The organism is Streptomyces sp. NPDC046887 (assembly GCF_040644755.1).
GTDB classification, from domain to species: Bacteria; Actinomycetota; Actinomycetes; order Streptomycetales; family Streptomycetaceae; genus Streptomyces; species Streptomyces lichenis.
On record NZ_JBEYXH010000004.1, the window covers coordinates 243,095 to 259,657 of the forward strand.

Annotated in this window: 10 protein-coding genes; 5 read left to right on the forward strand and 5 right to left on the reverse strand. The window is 73.1% G+C overall.

Annotated features, from left to right (window positions below):
- Positions 1–88 precede the first annotated feature (88 nt).
- Together ABZ945_RS07080 and ABZ945_RS07085 are read left to right on the forward strand one after the other, a co-directional pair.
- Positions 89–952 carry a hypothetical protein gene (locus tag ABZ945_RS07080; protein WP_361265166.1) on the forward strand — a complete coding sequence of 288 codons (864 nt, stop codon included), beginning with the start codon at positions 89–91 and terminating at the stop codon, positions 950–952.
- 125 nt (positions 953–1,077) lie between these two features.
- Complete coding sequence (locus tag ABZ945_RS07085) at positions 1,078–1,209, forward strand: LPFR motif small protein (protein WP_361265169.1); 132 nt, start codon at positions 1,078–1,080, stop codon at positions 1,207–1,209.
- Between the two features lie 35 nt (positions 1,210–1,244).
- Here ABZ945_RS07085 and ABZ945_RS07090 read toward each other — a convergent pair whose 3' ends face one another.
- Positions 1,245–1,709: a GNAT family N-acetyltransferase gene (locus tag ABZ945_RS07090; protein ID WP_361265172.1), complete on the reverse strand. Its 465-nt coding sequence runs from the start codon at positions 1,707–1,709 to the stop codon at positions 1,245–1,247.
- A gap of 140 nt (positions 1,710–1,849) precedes the next feature.
- Between ABZ945_RS07090 and ABZ945_RS07095 the strand changes: the two genes are divergently transcribed.
- Positions 1,850–4,315: a Tex family protein gene (locus ABZ945_RS07095; protein ID WP_361265175.1), complete on the forward strand. Its 2,466-nt coding sequence runs from the start codon at positions 1,850–1,852 to the stop codon at positions 4,313–4,315.
- Between the two features lie 79 nt (positions 4,316–4,394).
- Here the strand turns inward: ABZ945_RS07095 and ABZ945_RS07100 are convergent, their stop codons facing one another.
- The 3 genes from ABZ945_RS07100 to ABZ945_RS07110 all read right to left on the reverse strand — a co-directional run bounded on the left by ABZ945_RS07100 (position 4,395) and on the right by ABZ945_RS07110 (position 10,276).
- Positions 4,395–6,035, reverse strand: coding sequence for an ABC-F family ATP-binding cassette domain-containing protein (locus tag ABZ945_RS07100; protein ID WP_361265178.1), 1,641 nt, complete (start codon positions 6,033–6,035; stop codon positions 4,395–4,397).
- 311 nt (positions 6,036–6,346) lie between these two features.
- Positions 6,347–8,083 (reverse strand): BCCT family transporter, encoded by a 1,737-nt coding sequence (locus ABZ945_RS07105; protein ID WP_361265297.1) that lies wholly within the window; start codon positions 8,081–8,083, stop codon positions 6,347–6,349.
- 234 nt (positions 8,084–8,317) lie between these two features.
- Positions 8,318–10,276, reverse strand: coding sequence for a Xaa-Pro dipeptidyl-peptidase (locus tag ABZ945_RS07110; RefSeq protein WP_361265181.1), 1,959 nt, complete (start codon positions 10,274–10,276; stop codon positions 8,318–8,320).
- A gap of 445 nt (positions 10,277–10,721) precedes the next feature.
- On the opposite strand from ABZ945_RS07110, the gene ABZ945_RS07115 reads away from it, so the two are divergent.
- The gene (locus tag ABZ945_RS07115; protein ID WP_361265184.1) at positions 10,722–12,266 is read left to right on the forward strand and encodes a M1 family metallopeptidase; all 1,545 of its coding nucleotides are present in this window, start codon (positions 10,722–10,724) and stop codon (positions 12,264–12,266) included.
- Between the two features lie 193 nt (positions 12,267–12,459).
- Positions 12,460–13,509, forward strand: a complete 1,050-nt coding sequence (locus ABZ945_RS07120; protein WP_361265300.1) for a LacI family DNA-binding transcriptional regulator — start codon at positions 12,460–12,462, stop codon at positions 13,507–13,509.
- Positions 13,510–13,746: 237 nt separating this feature from the next.
- Here ABZ945_RS07120 and ABZ945_RS07125 read toward each other — a convergent pair whose 3' ends face one another.
- Complete coding sequence (locus ABZ945_RS07125) at positions 13,747–16,539, reverse strand: glycosyl hydrolase (protein ID WP_361265187.1); 2,793 nt, start codon at positions 16,537–16,539, stop codon at positions 13,747–13,749.
- Positions 16,540–16,563: the final 24 nt, after the last annotated feature.

Genomic DNA, 16,563 nt, shown 5'->3' on the forward strand with positions numbered 1-16,563 from the left:
CTCCCCATCCTTCTCGTGGCATCCGGCGGCCGCAATGACGAGCAGCCCACCCTTTCTGCCGTACCGACCAGTCGGTAACGTGCAGCCCATGACGACTCTCCCGCCCCGTGCCGCACGCCATTGCCACCACGCCGTGAACCCCCTGCACTCGACGCTCTACTTCTCCCCCGACCTGCACAAAGAGCTGGCCGCCGAGGGCGTGACCGACAGTTCCGCCGCCTACTTCGCGGCCCGCTCGGCGCCGCTGGGCCGGGTCGCGGCCGGCACGGTCACCGCCACGTTCTCCAACTTCAACCACGAGCTGGTCGCCCGGCACCTGCCGGCCGTCTGGGACACCGTGTCCCCGGAGACGGTGCTCGCCGCCCGGCTGCGCGCGGTGGACGCCACGCTGCGGCGGCTGCTCGGTGAGGAGGCGATCGCCTCCGAGGCCATGGCGGAGGCGGCCGGGCTGGCGCTGCGGGCCGCCGAGGCCTGCACCCGGCACGCCCGCCCGCTGTACTCCGCCCAGGCCGACCTGCCGGTGCCCCAGGAGCCGCATCTGGCGTACTGGCACGGGGCGACGCTGCTGCGCGAGCACCGCGGGGACGGCCACCTCGCCGCCCTGCTGCTCGCCGGGCTGGACCCGCTGGAGGCCCTGGTCAGCCACACCGCGACGGGCCGGGGCATGACGCCCCGGTTCGCGCTGGCCACCCGCGGCTGGCGGCGGACCGACTGGGACGCCGCGGTGGAGCGGCTGCGCGGGCGCGGGGTGCTGGACGCGGACGGTGAGCTGACCGAGGCGGGCGCGGCCCTGCGCGCCGAGGTGGAGGAGCACACCGACCGGATGGACGCCGCCCCCTACGAGCACCTGGGGGCGGTCGGCGTCGAGCGGCTCACCGAGCTGGGGCGCGGCTTCCTGGAGGCGGCGGTGATGGCGGGAGCCTTCCCGGAAGGCCTGGTCGGCAAGGGCTGACGCGGCGGGCTCCCAGGCGGCTTCCACGGGGCTCGCAGGGGCCTTCCAGGGCCCCGGGGACGTTTGGCGGGGGCGGTGGCGGGCAACGCGGAGGAACCACACCCCAACGTCACCGGAGGTACCCCATGCGTACGATCGCGGACTTCTTCCGCATGATCGGCTCGGCCATCGCCACCGTGGTCACCCTGCCGTTCCGGCTGCTCGCCCGGCTGTTCGGCGGGGCCTCGCGGGGCGGCGGCCGCGCCCGCCGGGCCTGAGACGGCGCGGCCCGGCCCCGTACCGGATCACCCGCTCAACGGAGCCGGAGGTCCACCCAGGGGACGGTCTCGCCCGGCAGCACATAGCGCTCCGTCTCGGCGAAGCCGTGCTTCCGGGCGAACCGCAGCCCGTCCTCGTTGCTCGACAGCACCACCGTCTCCACCGTCTCCGCGCCGAGCCGCCGCGCCCGGTCGAGACCGCGGGCGTAGAGCCGCCCGCCGAAGCCCCGGCCGCGGTGGCCGGGAAGCACCCGGGCGATCACCGTCGCCGCGCGCGTATCGTCGGCCGGCGGCCGCACGGTGCTGGAGCCCACCACGGTGTCCCCGAGGTAGGCGACCTCCAGCCGGTGCCGCCCGGCCCGGTCCCGCGCCTCGTCCAGCGTCAGGTGATGGGTGGGGATGACCGTGTTGTGGACGTGCAGCCAGTCTCCGAGGGCGGCCTCGTCCTCCGGGCTCACTATGCGCAGTCCCGCCGTACCGGTGTCCTCTGATCCGACCATGGGGACATCCGATCTTGCCCCACCCCTCGCGTCAAACGCCTTTCGGCCGGGCCCGGTCCCGGAGGCCTCCCCCCTCCTGTCGTACCGCTGCGGCAGAATGCAACGGCAAGCTGGAGGCACGAGGAAGCGGGTCGGACATCGTGACGACGTCCATCGAAGGCAGGATCGCCGAGGAACTCGGCGTACGGGAGCGGCAGGTGAAGGCGGCCGTGGAGCTGCTGGACGGCGGCTCGACCGTGCCGTTCATCGCGCGCTACCGCAAGGAAGCCACCGAGATGCTGGACGACGCGCAGCTGCGCTCGCTGGAGGAGCGGCTGCGCTATCTGCGGGAGCTGGAGGAGCGGCGGACTGCGGTCCTGGAGTCCGTACGCGAGCAGGGCAAGCTCACCGCCGAGGTGGAGGCGAGCATCCGCGCCGCCGACACCAAGGCGCGGCTGGAGGACGTGTATCTGCCGTTCAAGCCCAAGCGGCGCACCAAGGCGCAGATCGCCCGGGAGGCGGGCCTGGAGCCGCTGGCGGAGGGGCTGCTCACCGACCCTTCGGTCGAACCGCTGGCCGCGGCGGCCGCGTTCGCCGACCCGGACAAGGGCGTCGCCGATCCGGCGGCCGCGCTGGAGGGCGCCCGGGCGATCCTCACCGAGCGGTTCTCCGAGGACGCCGACCTGATCGGCGAGCTGCGCGAGACCATGTGGGGCAAGGGCCGGCTGGTGGCGAGGGTCCGGAACGGCAAGGAGGAGGCGGGCGCCAAGTTCGCCGACTACTTCGACTTCGCGGAGGGGTTCACCGAGCTGCCCTCGCACCGGATCCTGGCGATGCTGCGCGGCGAGAAGGAGGACGTCCTCGACCTGGTGCTGGAGCCGGAGGAGCCGCGCGAGGGCCCGTCGAGCTACGAGGGGTCGGTGGCCCACCGGTTCGGCATCTCGCAGGCGGGGCGGCCGGGTGACGCCTGGCTGGCCGAGACGGTCCGCTGGGCGTGGCGCACCCGCATCCTGGTGCATCTGGGCATCGATCTGCGCACCCGGCTGCGTACCGCGGCGGAGGACGAGGCGGTACGGGTCTTCGCCGCCAACCTGCGCGATCTGCTGCTGGCCGCCCCGGCCGGCACCCGCGCCACCCTCGGGCTCGACCCCGGCTTCCGCACCGGGGTGAAGGTCGCCGTGGTGGACGCCACCGGCAAGGTCGTCGCCACCGAGGTCATCCACCCGCATGTCCCCGCCAACCGCTGGGACGAGGCGCTGGCCAAGCTGGCCCGGCTGGCGAAGGAGCACGCGGTCGAGCTGGTCGCCATCGGCAACGGCACCGCCTCCCGCGAGACCGACAAGCTGGCCGGCGAACTGATCGCCAAGCACCCGGAGTTGAACCTCACCAAGGTGATGGTCTCGGAGGCGGGCGCCTCGGTGTACTCGGCCTCGGCGTTCGCCTCCCAGGAGCTGCCGGACATGGACGTCTCGCTGCGCGGCGCGGTCTCCATCGCCCGCCGCCTCCAGGACCCGCTGGCCGAGCTGGTGAAGATCGACCCCAAGTCGATCGGCGTCGGGCAGTACCAGCACGACCTGTCCGAGGTGAAGCTGTCGCGTTCGCTGGACGCGGTGGTCGAGGACTGCGTCAACGGCGTGGGCGTGGACGTCAACACCGCCTCCGCGCCGCTTCTGTCCCGGGTCTCCGGGATCAGCTCCGGGCTCGCCGAGAACATCGTGTCCCACCGGGACGCCAACGGCCCGTTCCGCTCCCGCCGCGCCCTGAAGGACGTGGCCCGACTCGGCCCGAAGGCGTACGAGCAGTGCGCCGGCTTCCTGCGGATCCGCGGCGGCGACGACCCGCTGGACGCCTCCAGTGTGCACCCCGAGGCGTACCCGGTGGTGCGGGCGATGGGGAAGAAGGCGGGCGGCGAGGTGGCCGCGCTGATCGGCAACACCTCGGTGCTGCGGTCGCTGCGGCCGGACGAGTTCGTGGACGAGAAGTTCGGTCTGCCGACGGTCTCCGACATCCTGCGGGAGCTGGAGAAGCCGGGCCGCGATCCGCGTCCGGCGTTCCGCACCGCCACCTTCAAGGAGGGTGTGGAGAAGATCGGCGACCTGGCCTCCGGGATGGTGCTGGAGGGCGTGGTCACCAACGTCGCCGCGTTCGGCGCCTTTGTGGACGTCGGTGTCCATCAGGACGGCCTGGTCCATGTGTCGGCGATGTCCCGCACCTTCGTCAAGGACCCGCGCGAGGTGGTGAAGCCGGGTGATGTGGTGAAGGTGAAGGTCCTGGACGTGGACATCCCGCGCAAGCGGATCTCGCTGACGCTCCGGCTGGACGACGAGGCGGCGGCCGGCTCCTCCGGCGAGCAGGGCGGCGGACGGCGCGAGCGCGGCGGCCGCCCGCCGCAGCAGCGCCAGGGCGGTGGCGGCGGTGCGGACCGTGGCGGACGCGGTGGAGCCGGTGGCCGGGACCGCCGCGGCGGTACGGGCGGTGGCGGCGGTACGGGTGGTGGCGGCCGCCCGGCCGGGGCCCCCGCCCCGGCCAACAGCGCCATGGCCGACGCCCTGCGCAAGGCGGGCCTGCTCGACGGCGGCGGCAGCGGCAGCGGTTCCGGCGGCGGCCGGGGCAAGGGCCGCCGCTGAGCAGCGGGCGATGACCGGTCGGTGGCCGGGGAGGGCGCATGGGCGCCGGCCCCGGCCATCGGTATCCGTACGGGGGCCGTCAGGTGAGTTCGGTGGCCTTGCCTCCGGCGACCTCGATGCGGCGGGTGGTGTGGACGACTTCCAGCATCCGGCGGTCGTGGGTGACCAGGAGCAGGGTGCCGGAGTAGGCGTCCAGGGCGGACTCCAGCTGCTCGATGGCGGGCAGGTCCAGGTGGTTGGTGGGCTCGTCGAGCACGAGCAGGTTGACGCCGCGGCCCTGGAGGAGGGCGAGCGCGGCGCGGGTGCGTTCCCCCGGGGAGAGGGTGGTGGCCGGGCGCAGCACATGCTCCGCCTTGAGGCCGAACTTGGCCAGCAGGGTGCGTACCTCGGCGGGCTCGGTGTCGGGGACGGCGGCCCGGAAGGCGTCCAGCAGGGTCTCCGGGCCGTGGAAGAGCGCGCGGGCCTGGTCGACCTCGCCGACCACCACCCCGGGGCCGAGCGCCGCGTGCCCGGCGTCCAGCGGCAGCCGGCCGAGGAGCGCGGCCAGCAGGGTGGACTTGCCGGCCCCGTTGGCGCCGGTGACGGCGACCCGGTCGGCCCAGTCGATCTGGAGGGTGACCGGGCCGAAGCGGAAGCCGCCGCGGACCGCCTCGGCCTCGCGCAGCACCGCCACCACGGAGGCCGAGCGCGGGGCGGGGGCGATCTCCATCCGCAGCTCCCACTCCTTGCGGGGCTCCTCCACCACCTCCAGGCGCTCGATCATGCGCTGGGTCTGGCGGGCCTTGGCGGCCTGCTTCTCGCTGGACTCGCTGCGGAACTTGCGGCCGATCTTGTCGTTGTCACCGGCCTTGCGGCGGGCGTTCTTCACGCCCTTGTCCATCCAGGAGCGCTGGGTCTGCGCCCGGTCCTCCAGGGCGGACCGGCGGTCGGCGTACTCCTCGTAGTCCTCGCGGGCGTGCCGGCGGGCCGTCTCCCGCTCCTCCAGATAGGCGTCGTAGCCGCCGCCGTAGAGGGTGATCCGCTGCTGGGCCAGGTCGAGTTCCAGGACCTTGGTAACGGTACGGGCCAGGAACTCGCGGTCGTGGCTGATGACGACGGTCCCGGCGCGCAGCCCCTGGACGAACCGCTCCAGCCGCTCCAGGCCGTCCAGGTCGAGGTCGTTGGTGGGCTCGTCCAGCAGGAAGACGTCATAGCGGGAGAGCAGCAGCGAGGCGAGTCCGGCGCGGGCCGCCTGGCCGCCGGAGAGGGAGGTCATCGGCGCGTCGAGGCCGACGGTGAGCCCGAGGGAGTCGGCGGTCTCCTCGGCCCGCTCGTCCAGATCGGCGCCGCCGAGGTGCAGCCAGCGCTCCAGACTCGCCGCGTAGGCGTCGTCCGCGCCGGGCTCCCCCGCGACCAGCGCCTCGGTGGCCGTGTCCATGGCGGCCTGGGCCTCGGCGACCCCGGTGCGCCGGGCGAGGAACGCCCGTACCGTCTCCCCCGCCCGGCGCTCCGGCTCCTGCGGGAGGTGACCGACGGCGGCGGTGGCCGGGGACAGCCGCAGCTCCCCGTGCTCGGGGGTGTCCAGCCCGGCGAGCAGCCGGAGCAGGGTGGACTTGCCGGCGCCGTTGACGCCGACGAGGCCGATCACGTCGCCGGGTGCGACGACGAGGTCGAGTCCGGAGAAGAGGGTGCGCTCACCGTGCGCGGCGGCGAGGTCCTTGGCTACGAGGGTGGCAGTCATCAGGGGGTCGATCCTAGTCAGCGGGCCGGTGGCGACTCATGGGGGTCGGCCGGCGCCGGCCTCGCTGGAGGTGTACGTGCGGCTGGCCGGCGACCCGGTCCCCACCGGCGTACGGCTGGTGGCGGGGGCGCGCGGCGGGCTGGACCCGGGGGACGCCCGGGGCCGCGCCCCGGAGGCGGCGGAGGCGGGCGGCTGGGCGGAGAGGCCCGGTGAGCCGGGGGGCGCCGGGGGCCGCTCGGTGCCGGGGGTAGGTGAAGGGGCCCCGTCCGGGAGTCGGACGGGGCCCCTTCACGTAGCGCGGCTCGAACGCCTCAGGTCGCGTCCGGGTTGTCCTTGCGCGGCTCGTCGACCGGCTTCGGCGCGGGGGCGGCACCGCTCGCGGGTGCGTCGTCGCCCGGGCCGATGCGGATCTCGAAGTCGCCGGAGTACTTCTCGTGGCCCGCGATGACGGCCTCCTCGACGGCCTCCTCGGCGATCTCGCCGCGCACGATCAGGGGGTCGCGGCGGAGGTCGCGCATGAGGGCCCAGCACATCCCGATCATGACCAGCACAAAGGGCGCGGCCACCAGGATGGTGAGTTGCTGGAGTCCGGCAAGCGCGTCGCCCTGGCCTTGGCCGACCAGCAGCATGATGGCGGCCACGGCGCCGGTGACCACGCCCCAGAAGACGACCACGAACCGGGCCGGTTCGAAGCTGCCCTTCTGGGAGAGGGTGCCCATGACGATGGAGGCGGCGTCGGCGCCCGAGACGAAGAAGATGCCGACCAGGATCATCACCACCAGGCTGGTGACCCCGGCGATCGGGTACTCCTTCAGCACACCGAAGAGCTGCGCCTCCTGCGACATGTCGCCGCTCAGCCGGCCCTCGTCCGCCAGGTGCATCGAGGTGCCGCCGAAGATGGCGAACCAGATCAGGCTGACGGTGCTGGGGACGAGGATCACACCGCCGACGAACTGGCGGATGGTGCGGCCCCGGCTGATCCGGGCGATGAACATGCCGACGAACGGCGTCCAGGAGATCCACCAGGCCCAGTAGAAGACCGTCCAGCTGCTCAGCCAGTCGGCCACCCCACCGCCGCCGGTGGAGGCCTCGGTGCGCCCGGCGAGCTGCGGCAGCTCCTCGAAGTAGGCGGCGAGCGAGGTCGGCACCAGGTCCAGGATCATGATGGTCGGGCCGGCGATGAAGACGAACAGCGCCAGCAGCAGCGCGAGCACCATATTGGTGTTCGACAGCCACTGAATGCCCTTCTCCACCCCGGAGACCGCAGAGAGCACGAAGCAGACGGTGAGCACCGCGATCACGGCGACCAGCAGCCCGGTGCCGGCCTTGCTGAGCCAGCCGACCTCCTGCATACCGCTGCCGATCTGGAGCGCGCCCAGACCGAGCGAGGTCGCCGATCCGAACAGGGTGGCGAAGATGGCGAGGATGTCGATGACCCGGCCGGGCACGCCCTCGGCGTGCTTCTTGCCGATCAGCGGGGTGAAGACGGCGCTGATGTTCTGCCGCCTGCGCCGCCGGAAGGTGCTGTAGGCGATGGCCAGGCCCACCACCGCGTAGATCGCCCAGGGGTGCAGGGTCCAGTGGAAGAGGGTGGTGGCGAGCGCGGTCTGCATGGCGTCGGCCGCGTCGGCGGGGTCGGTGCCCGGCGGCGGGTCGGTGAAGTGCGCGAGCGGCTCGCTGACGCCGTAGAACATCAGGCCGATGCCCATACCGGCGCTGAACATCATGGCGACCCAGGAGACCGTGGAGAACTCGGGCTTCTCGTGCTCCTGGCCCAGCTCGATACGGCCGTAGCGGCTGACGGCCAGCCAGAGCGCGAAGACCACGAACCCCGAGGCGGCCAGGACGAACGCCCAGCCGCCGTTGTGCATCAGCCCGTCGAGCAGGGTGGACGACACGCTCTCCAGCGCGTCGGTGGCGGTGGCGCCCCACACCACGAAGGCGAGGGTGAGCACCGCGGTCACCCCGAAGACGATCCGGTCGGTGACCGGGGGCTTGTCCTCGTGCGGATGGCGTCCTGGTAGGGCCGCCTTCACCGGCAGCCGCATCCGCTGCGCCGGTTTGCGTTCGTCCTGCTGCACGGGCGGCACCTTTCGCGATCATGGCCTGATTTCGCTGCTGCTACCCCCTACTACACAGTTCACACATTTTTTATGTCCGCAAGTGGGACGGGGCTGATGGGGGTGGTGTGGGGACACGGTGGGCCCGTTCGAGTGACAGGGCTTTCGGCCCCTCCACCGCCTCCGGCCGGTGCGGGGGGCACCGGCCGGAGGCGGCGGCTGTCAGCGGCGGCCGGCGTCCGGGATCGCCGGGCCGTCGCGGCGGGGTGCCGCCGGAAGCCCGGGCGGCGGGGTGGACGACGGGGCCGAGCGGTGCGCGTCCGCCGCGGGCGGGACGGCGGTGGCGCGCAGGAAGGCGGCGGGGCCGCCGACCAGGGGCAGCCGGGCCGAGGTGCGGGCCAGGTCGAGGGTGAGGGACGGGGTGGTGTCGGGCGGGTCGATCAGCCCCCGGTCGGTGCCGGCCACGATCAGGGCGAGCCGGTGGCCGGCCGGGACGACATGGTCGGCGTGGGCCAGGTCGATGGTGATCCGGCGGGCCTTGCCGGGGGTGAGGGGGCGGCCCTTGTCCGGGTCGGCCCAGGTGCCGAGGTCGGCCCAGCCGCGGCTGAACACCGTGTGGCCGACGTCGGCGGTCCTCGGCACGGTCTCCTTGTAGCAGGCGCTGTCGCCCGGGGTGCTCGCGCCCCAGCAGGTGCGCTGCGGAAGGGTGGTGATGCCCTCGCCGGCGGCGGTGTAGTCCCGGATGGTGGCGGGGCCGAGGTCCACCAGTACGGCGCTCAGATGGGCACTGGTGGTGCTGGGCGCGGCGGTGACGGTGACACTGCCGGTGCCGGCCAGCCGCAGGTCGCGGCCGAGCGGGCGGGAGACGAAGGCGGCCTTCTCCGGAGTGGCGGCGTCCACCTGGGCGGCCCAGTCGGCCTCGCTCAGCGCCGGGTCGTCGGTGAAGGCGGCGGTGGCGCCGGGTCGGGCCGGGAGCAGCCCGAGGCCGCCGGGGCCCTGGCCGGTCGCGGGGCGGGGGCGCAGGGTGGTGGCGGCGGTGGTGCGGGGCGGCCACACCCGGTCGGTGGACCATCGGCCCGGGGCGCGTTCGACGTCGGCCATGGGTTCGCGGTCGACGCCGTTGTCGTAGCCGAGGAGGTAATGGTCGAACCAGCGGTGCAGGGTGGGCACCCAGTCGGCGCGGCGGAAGTCGAAGGGGTCGACATGGCCGGTCTGGGAGAGCCACAGCTTGCGCTCGACGCCCGCCTCGGCGAGCGCGTTCCACCAGGGGCCGAGGTGGTTGGTGCGGACGTTGAGGTCCTGCTGGCCGTGGACGGCGAAGACGCTGGCCCGGACCTTGCGGGCGTCCGGTACGTAGTCGCGCTCGTCCCACAGCGGGGTGCGGTCGCCGCTGCGCGGGGCGCCGTCCACCAGGGCCTGCTGGACATGGCCGCAACGGGCGCGGGCGGCGGGGCTGTTGACGTAGTCGGACAGCCAGTCGGGGCCGGAGTCGTAGAGCGGGGCGCCCTGCGAGAAGTAGTAGTCGTACCAGGAGGAGATGGCCCCGATCGGGACGATGGTCCTCAGTCCGCGGACGCCGGTGGCGGCGACCCCGTTGGCGACGGTGCCGTCCCAGCTCTTGCCGATCATGCCGGTGGCCCCGGTGGACCAGCCGGTGGCGCGGGCGAGGGTGGAGCCGGTACGGGTGGTGTAGCCGCGGGCGCGTCCGTTCAGCCAGTCGACGACGGCCTTGGCGGAGAGCACGTCGGAGCGGCCGCCGACGTCCACACAGCCGTCGGAACGATTGGTTCCGGCCAGGTCCACGGCGGCGAAGGCGTAGCCGCGGGGCACGAAGTAGTTGTCGTAGTAGAGCGGCAGGCCGCCCGGGGCGCCGTTGGCGTCATAGGTCTTCTTCTGACTCTCGTTGCCCCGTCCGCAGCAGGAGTAGTACGGACTGGCGTCCATGATGACGGGGACCTTGCGCCCGGCCGCCGCGGGTTCGCGGGGCCGCACGATGTCCACGGCCACCCGGTCGGCGCGGCCGTCGCGGTCGCCGTCCAGCCCGGTGTCCACCCACACCGACTCGCGGACGGCAGCGGCGTAGTCGTACACCGGCTGGGACACCTTCGGCGGGGCGGGGCGCGCCGTGGCGCCGGCGGCGGGGAGGAGGACGGAGAGCAGGGCGGCCGCGGCGGTCAGCACGAGGGTTCTCCCCGGCACCGACGAACGGGCCCTTCCCGGCGTCTTGTTGACGTGCACATGTGGGCGCATGGGAGGGCAAGCTACCGGGGCGCGGACGGCCGCGACAGAGGGCGCGCTCCCGGGCCGGAGCCGCGCGGACTCGCGCCGAAGGGCGCCGGCCGCGATGCCCGCGCCCCTCCGGTGGGATCCGCTCAGCCCACCCACCACGGCCCGTGTGAAGCCGGCGTGGCCGCCACCCGGGACACCCCGGAGGCGGTCAGCCCCGGCTTCTCGGCCAGGTCCACGCGACACGGCAGACCACATGTCGGCCGGATGGCGATCTTGTGTCGAGGGTGGCCATGTGCATGACTGGGCCATCAAATGCCGCATAGCCTGCGGATGTTCCTCACCGAACACGACCTTCGTCCCACCCGACCCTCCGTCCCCACGACTTGGAGAGTTTGACGTGCACCGCAGACTGATCGTCCCGAGCGCACTCGCTGCGTCGCTGCTGCTGGCGATCCCGGCATCGGCGGCCGACTACGTTCCCGGCGCGGCGGGCATCGGCGATGCCTACTACCCGGCGAGCGGCAACGGCGGCTACGACGTGTCGCACTACGACCTGCGACTCACCTACCAGCCGAAGACCGACCTGCTGGAGGGCACGGCGACCATCGTCGCCACCACCACGCAGAAGCTGTCCCGCTTCAACCTCGACCTCGGCCTGAAGGTCAGCGAGGTCCGAGTGAACGGCCGCAAGGCCGCCTTCACCACCTCCGGCGACCACGAGCTGGAGGTCACCCCGGCCGCCCCGCTGGACAAGGGCAAGGAGATCTCGGTCGTCGTCCGGTACGCGGGCAAGCCCTCCGAGTTGAAGATCGGCGGCTGGAGCGCCTGGCACCGCACCCCCGACGGCGGCGTGGCCGCGCAGGAGCCGGATTCCGCGGTGTGGTGGTTCCCGTCCAACGACCACCCGCTCGACAAGGCGACCTACGACGTCTCGGTCTCCGTGCCGGACGGCACCCAGGCGATCAGCAACGGCGTGCTCCAGTCGCAGTCCTCCAAGCTGGGCTGGACCCGCTACAACTGGCGCTCCAACAAGCCGCAGGCCTCCTACCTGGCCACCCTCGCCATCGGCAAGTTCGACATCACCACCGACAAGACCGAGAAGGGCCTGCCGGTCCTCAACGCCTACAGCAAGGACCTCGGCGACAACGCGGGCGCCGCCCGGGCCAGCATCGAGCGCACCACCGAGGTCGCCGAGTGGCTGGAGGAGGTCTTCGGCCCCTACCCGTTCAACGCGCTGGGCGGCTACGTCCCCAACGTCACCAGCGGCTACGCCCTGGAGACCCAGACCCGCCCCTTCTACAGCCCGCGCCAGTTCGCCAATGGCTCCAACGTCTCCGTGGTGGTGCACGAGCTGGCCCACCAGTGGTACGGCGACAGCGTCTCCGTCAAGGGCTGGAAGGACATCTGGGTCAACGAGGGCTTCGCCCGCTACAGCCAGTGGCTGTGGTCGGAGAAGGAGGGCGAGGGCACCGCCCAGGAGCTGGCGGACTACGTATACGCGCTCCACCCGGCCGACGACCCGTTCTGGACGGTCAAGCCGGGCGACCCGGGCCCGGACAAGCAGTTCGACATCGCGGTCTACGACCGCGGCGCGCTCGCCCTCCAGGCGCTCCGCAACACCGTCGGGGACCAGCACTTCTTCGCCATTCTCCAGGGCTGGCCGCAGAAGTTCGCGCACGGCAACGCCTCGGTGGGCGACTTCGTGAAGTACGCCGAGCAGGTCTCCGGCAAGCCGCTGGCCGGCCTCTTCGACACCTGGCTGTACCAGCCGTCCAAGCCGGCCACCTCCACGGCCACCGGGAAGCGCCCGGCTCGCAAGCCGGTCATCGGCGCGCCCGGCCAGGCCCGTACGAAGGCCCAGGCCACCCCGGCCAAGCCGGCCCAGCCGAAGTCCTGGAAGAAGATCGTCGCCACCAACACGGTCCACGACCACGACCACTGACGGCGAGTACGGGGGTCCGGCAACCCCCGCACCACGCGCCGCCCCGGCCCACCCGGCCGGGGCGGCCGCCGTCCGGATCTCGCAACCCCGCCGTCCCACTGACCGAGAGAGCGCTCTCAGCTGTCTGGGCGACCGGCTACCCTGCTGGGGTAGTCGTTCCGCCCCGCAGCCGAGGAGCCGTCCCGTGTCCACCATGTCCGACCCGACCGCAGCCGGCGCCCGCCCCACCCTGGAGGCCGTCGCCGCGCACGCGGGCGTCTCCCGGGCGACGGTGTCACGCGTGGTCAACGGCGGCGCGGGGGTGCGCCGGCCGCTGGCGGAGAAGGTGCGCCAGGCGGTCGAGGAGCTGGGCTATGTCCCCAACCACGCGGCCCGCACCCTGGTGACCCGGCGCAACGGGGCAGTGGCGGTGATCATCGCCGAGCCGGAGTTCCGTATATTCTCCGACCCCTTCTTCGAGCAGCAGGTGCGCGGCATCAGCCGGGAGCTGACCGCGCACGACTCCCAGCTGGTGCTGCTCTGGGTGGAGGGCCGGGGCGACTACGACCGGATCGCCCGCTATCTGGGCGGCGGGCATGTGGACGGGGCGCTCGCCTTCTCGGTGCACAACGACGACGAGCTGCCCTCGATCATCCGGCGCACCGGGGTGCCGGCGGTCTTCGGCGGGCGGCCGGGCTGGCCGGGCGCCACGGCCGACCAGGCGGTGCCGTATGTGGACTGCGACAACCGGGGCGGGGCGCGGCTGGCCGTACGCCATCTGCTGGACCTCGGCCGCGAGCGGATCGCGCATATCGCCGGGCCGCGCGACCAGACCTCGGCTCTGGACCGGGGCGACGGCTACCGGGACGTGCTGCTGGACGCCGATCCCGGGCTGATCGCCCAGGGCGACTTCACCGCGGCCAGCGGGGCCCGGGCGATGGCGGAGCTGCTGGAGCGGCGGCCGCGGCTGGACGCGGTGTTCGCGGCGAACGACCTGATGGCCTCCGGCGCGCTCGGGGTGCTGCGCGAGCGCGGTCTGCGGGTGCCGGAGGACGTGGCGCTGGTCGGCTTCGACGATGTGGTGTCGGTCGCCGAGTCCACCGACCCGCCGCTGACCACGGTGCGGCAGGACATCGAGGGCATGGGGCGGCTGATGGTCCGGCTGCTGGTGCGAGTGCTCCACCAGGTCGAGCCCGAGCCGGGGGCGGACACCCCGGGCTCGGTGATCATGCCGGTGGAGCTGGTACGGAGGGCCTCCGCCTGAGCCGGGCCGGGGATGACGGTTCGCGGTGGCGACCAGGCCCGTGGCGGCAATGCGACATCATCGGCCGGAAGGCCTCGGGTCCGTTGCCCGGCCACCCGCCGCTCGGCCGGCATGGGCCGGTGACCTACGACGTACGGCAGTCCTCCTTACGGTTCACCGCCCGTATCGCCGTCCGCCGCCACCGTCTCCCCGTGGACCGTTGCGCCGGTCCACGGGGGCGGGCCCCCGGCGGTACTCCTACTGGTAGGGGATGACGAGCACCGAGCGGTCGGTGCCGGTCTGCACTCGGGCGGTGCCGTTGCCGATGGCGCTCCACACCTCCAGCCGGACGGTGCCGCCGCGCAGGTCGCCGAGGGTTCCGGTGGTCGACTTCAGCCCGCGGGCCTGGCTGTACTCCTCCCAGCCGGCCACCGGATCGGTGGCGAAGTAGTGGTACGTCTCGCTGCGCTCGAAGCTGCCGTCGCCGGTCAGGTCGTAGCTGACCCGGGCCTGCTGGCCCAGCCCGACCGCGGTGCCGGCGTCCACCTGGAGGCGGAAGGCGGTGGTGGCACCGGGCCGCAGGGTGCCGTTGACTCCGCGGGCCTCGTAGACCAGCGGCTGGTGCGGGGTGCCGTCGTGGTTGGCGCCGCCCGCCGAGGCGAGGGTGTCGCTGCCGGCGGTGGAGCCGGTGGCGGTGGTCAGTGTCCCGCCGGTGCGCAGCTGGAAGGTGTTGCCGGTGGGCGGGTCCGGGTCGGGGTCCGGGTCGCCGCCGGTGCCGGTCCCGGTGGCGGTGGAGCGGGCCGGGACGGTCAGCTTGGCGCCGTCGGAGAAGGTGACCGTACGGGCGGATGAACCGTGGTTGTGGGCGGCGTAGGTGCGGGTGGTGCCCTTGCTGAAGACCGCCGAGGTCGGCAGGTCGCCGGTGACGGTGGTGTCCGGGGCGCCGAGCGAGTCCAGCGTGGCCAGCCAGTGGTAGGTGTGGGCCCTGGACTCCCCCGCCTCCGGGGTGTAGTTGCCGCCCGAGGCGTCCCACTTCGCCTTGGCCGCGGCCGGGTCGGCGAGCGACTGGAACTCCCAGAGGATGTCCCGCCATTCGACCGCCGGGCCGCCGTTCTCCCGTTCCATCTCCGCGATGTTGCGGCGGACGGCCGCCTTGTCGCCGGCCAGATGGAGCGAACCGCCGGTCACCGGCAGGACGTTGATCCCGTGGATCTCCTCCGGGTTGGCGGTCCACCAGGTGGCGTAGGCGCCGCCGCTGCCCCAGACCATGCCGACCGTGTCATGGCCGAAGGAGCCGGGGAACACCTGCTGGTCGGCGTCGAACCAGTACTGGGCGATCGCCTCGGACTCGGTGGTCAGCAGATAGACGCCGAGGTCGCGCAGCGCGGTGTCCCCGGTGGCGGAGCCGTACAGCACCAGCCCGGCGCTGAGGTTGGTGGACTCCGAGGAGGACTCCTGGTTGTTGCCGGCGGCGAAGCCCTGGTGGCCGGAGGCCCAGCTGTGCCCGGCGTAGACGTCGAAGCCGCGCAGGAAGGGGAAGGCGGTGTCGGTACGGCTGGGGTTGGCCGCGTCGCGCACCAGGGTCTTCACCATGCCGCCCCAGGCGGAGTCGGCGGCCCAGCCCGGGTCGTACTGGGCGACGATCGCCGCCGCGTACACGTAGTACGAGTAGTGGAAGTGGTGGTCGTTGAGCTCGGTGTCGCTGCCGTACGAGGCCGGGTAGCCGATCAGCGTCTTCCAGTCCCGGTCGTAGGCGAAGCCGTTGGCGCCCCCGGCCGTGAACCACTCCTGGAGCCGCCCCTTGAGCAGCCCGAGCAGCTTGTCCCGGGTGGCCGTCTCACCGATCTGCTCGGCGACGGGCACCAGTTGGGCGAGCCGGCCGAGCGCCTTGCCGGTCCAGTAGGTGTCCACCGCGCCGGAGAACGGGTCGGCCGCGTTCGCCGCCTCGTTCAGATAGCCGCGCAGCCGGGCCGCGTCGGTGCCGCCCGCCTTGGGCAGTGCGGGCAGGGCGCTGGCCGCGTGCTGGCTGGTGGTGAAGGAGGTGGCCTCGCGGACCTTCATGGTGCCCCGGGGCGAGACATAGGTGTACGGGGTCAGCGGGTCGGCCGTGTGCAGCCACTGGTGGCGGTAGAGGGCCTGGAGGGTGCCGCGCTCGGTGCCCTCCTGCGGCTGGGTGGTGACGGCGTAGGTGGCTCGGACCGTGCCGCCGCCGTAGCTCCAGGTCGCCTTGGAGTCGGTGACGAAGCTGAAGGCGTACTTCCGGTAGGTGGCCAGCGCGTCGGTGGACGGCAGTACGGCGAGCGAGAAGTAGTCCTTGCCGGCCAGGCCCGCGGTGATCTCGGTGCCGGAGACGTTCCAGTCCGCACCCGTGGGGGCGAACAGCGCGTAGTGGTGGCCGCCGACGGTGATGCCGAGGACGTTGCCCTGGTCGGCGAAGACGGTGGGCGCGGAGGCGGTGCTGATCCGCGCGTTGCCGCCGCTGCCCTTGGCGTAGACGTACGGGGAGCCGTGGCCGATCGTGGTGCGCAGGGTGCGGGCGCCGTCCGACCAGTACGGCGTCACCGTCCAGTCCGACCAGGCGTCGGCCCTGGTGTCAGGGGAGTTGAGGCCGGTGAGGCCCAGGGTGAGGTCGCGCTTGTGGGCGTACTCGTACTGCCGTCCGTCGCCGACGATCGCGGGCGAGGTCGGGTAGCCGATGTCCAGCCCGGCCGAGGTGGCCTGGTAGGTGAGCGGATGCCCGTACATGGGCGTGCCCCAGGGGTTGTCCCCGTAGCGCTGGAAGGCCAGCGAGGACCACCAGTCGTTGGTGGGCACCGGCTTGCCCTGGGCGCTGGGGCCGAGCTTGGGGGTGACCGGGGCGCCGGTGTTGGTGGTGGGCCCCGAGGTCCCGGCGGGCCGGGTGTCGGAGTAACTACCGGCCCCCACCGGGATGGTGGCCGCGGCGGCGGGGGACGCGGTCACGGCGGTGAGCCCGGAGGCCGCGAGGGCGGCGGTCAGCAGGACGGCGGAGGGTCTGGAGAGGAGTGCGGCTCTGGTGCGGGGGGATGGCATGGGCAGCACCTCGGGGGTGGCGGG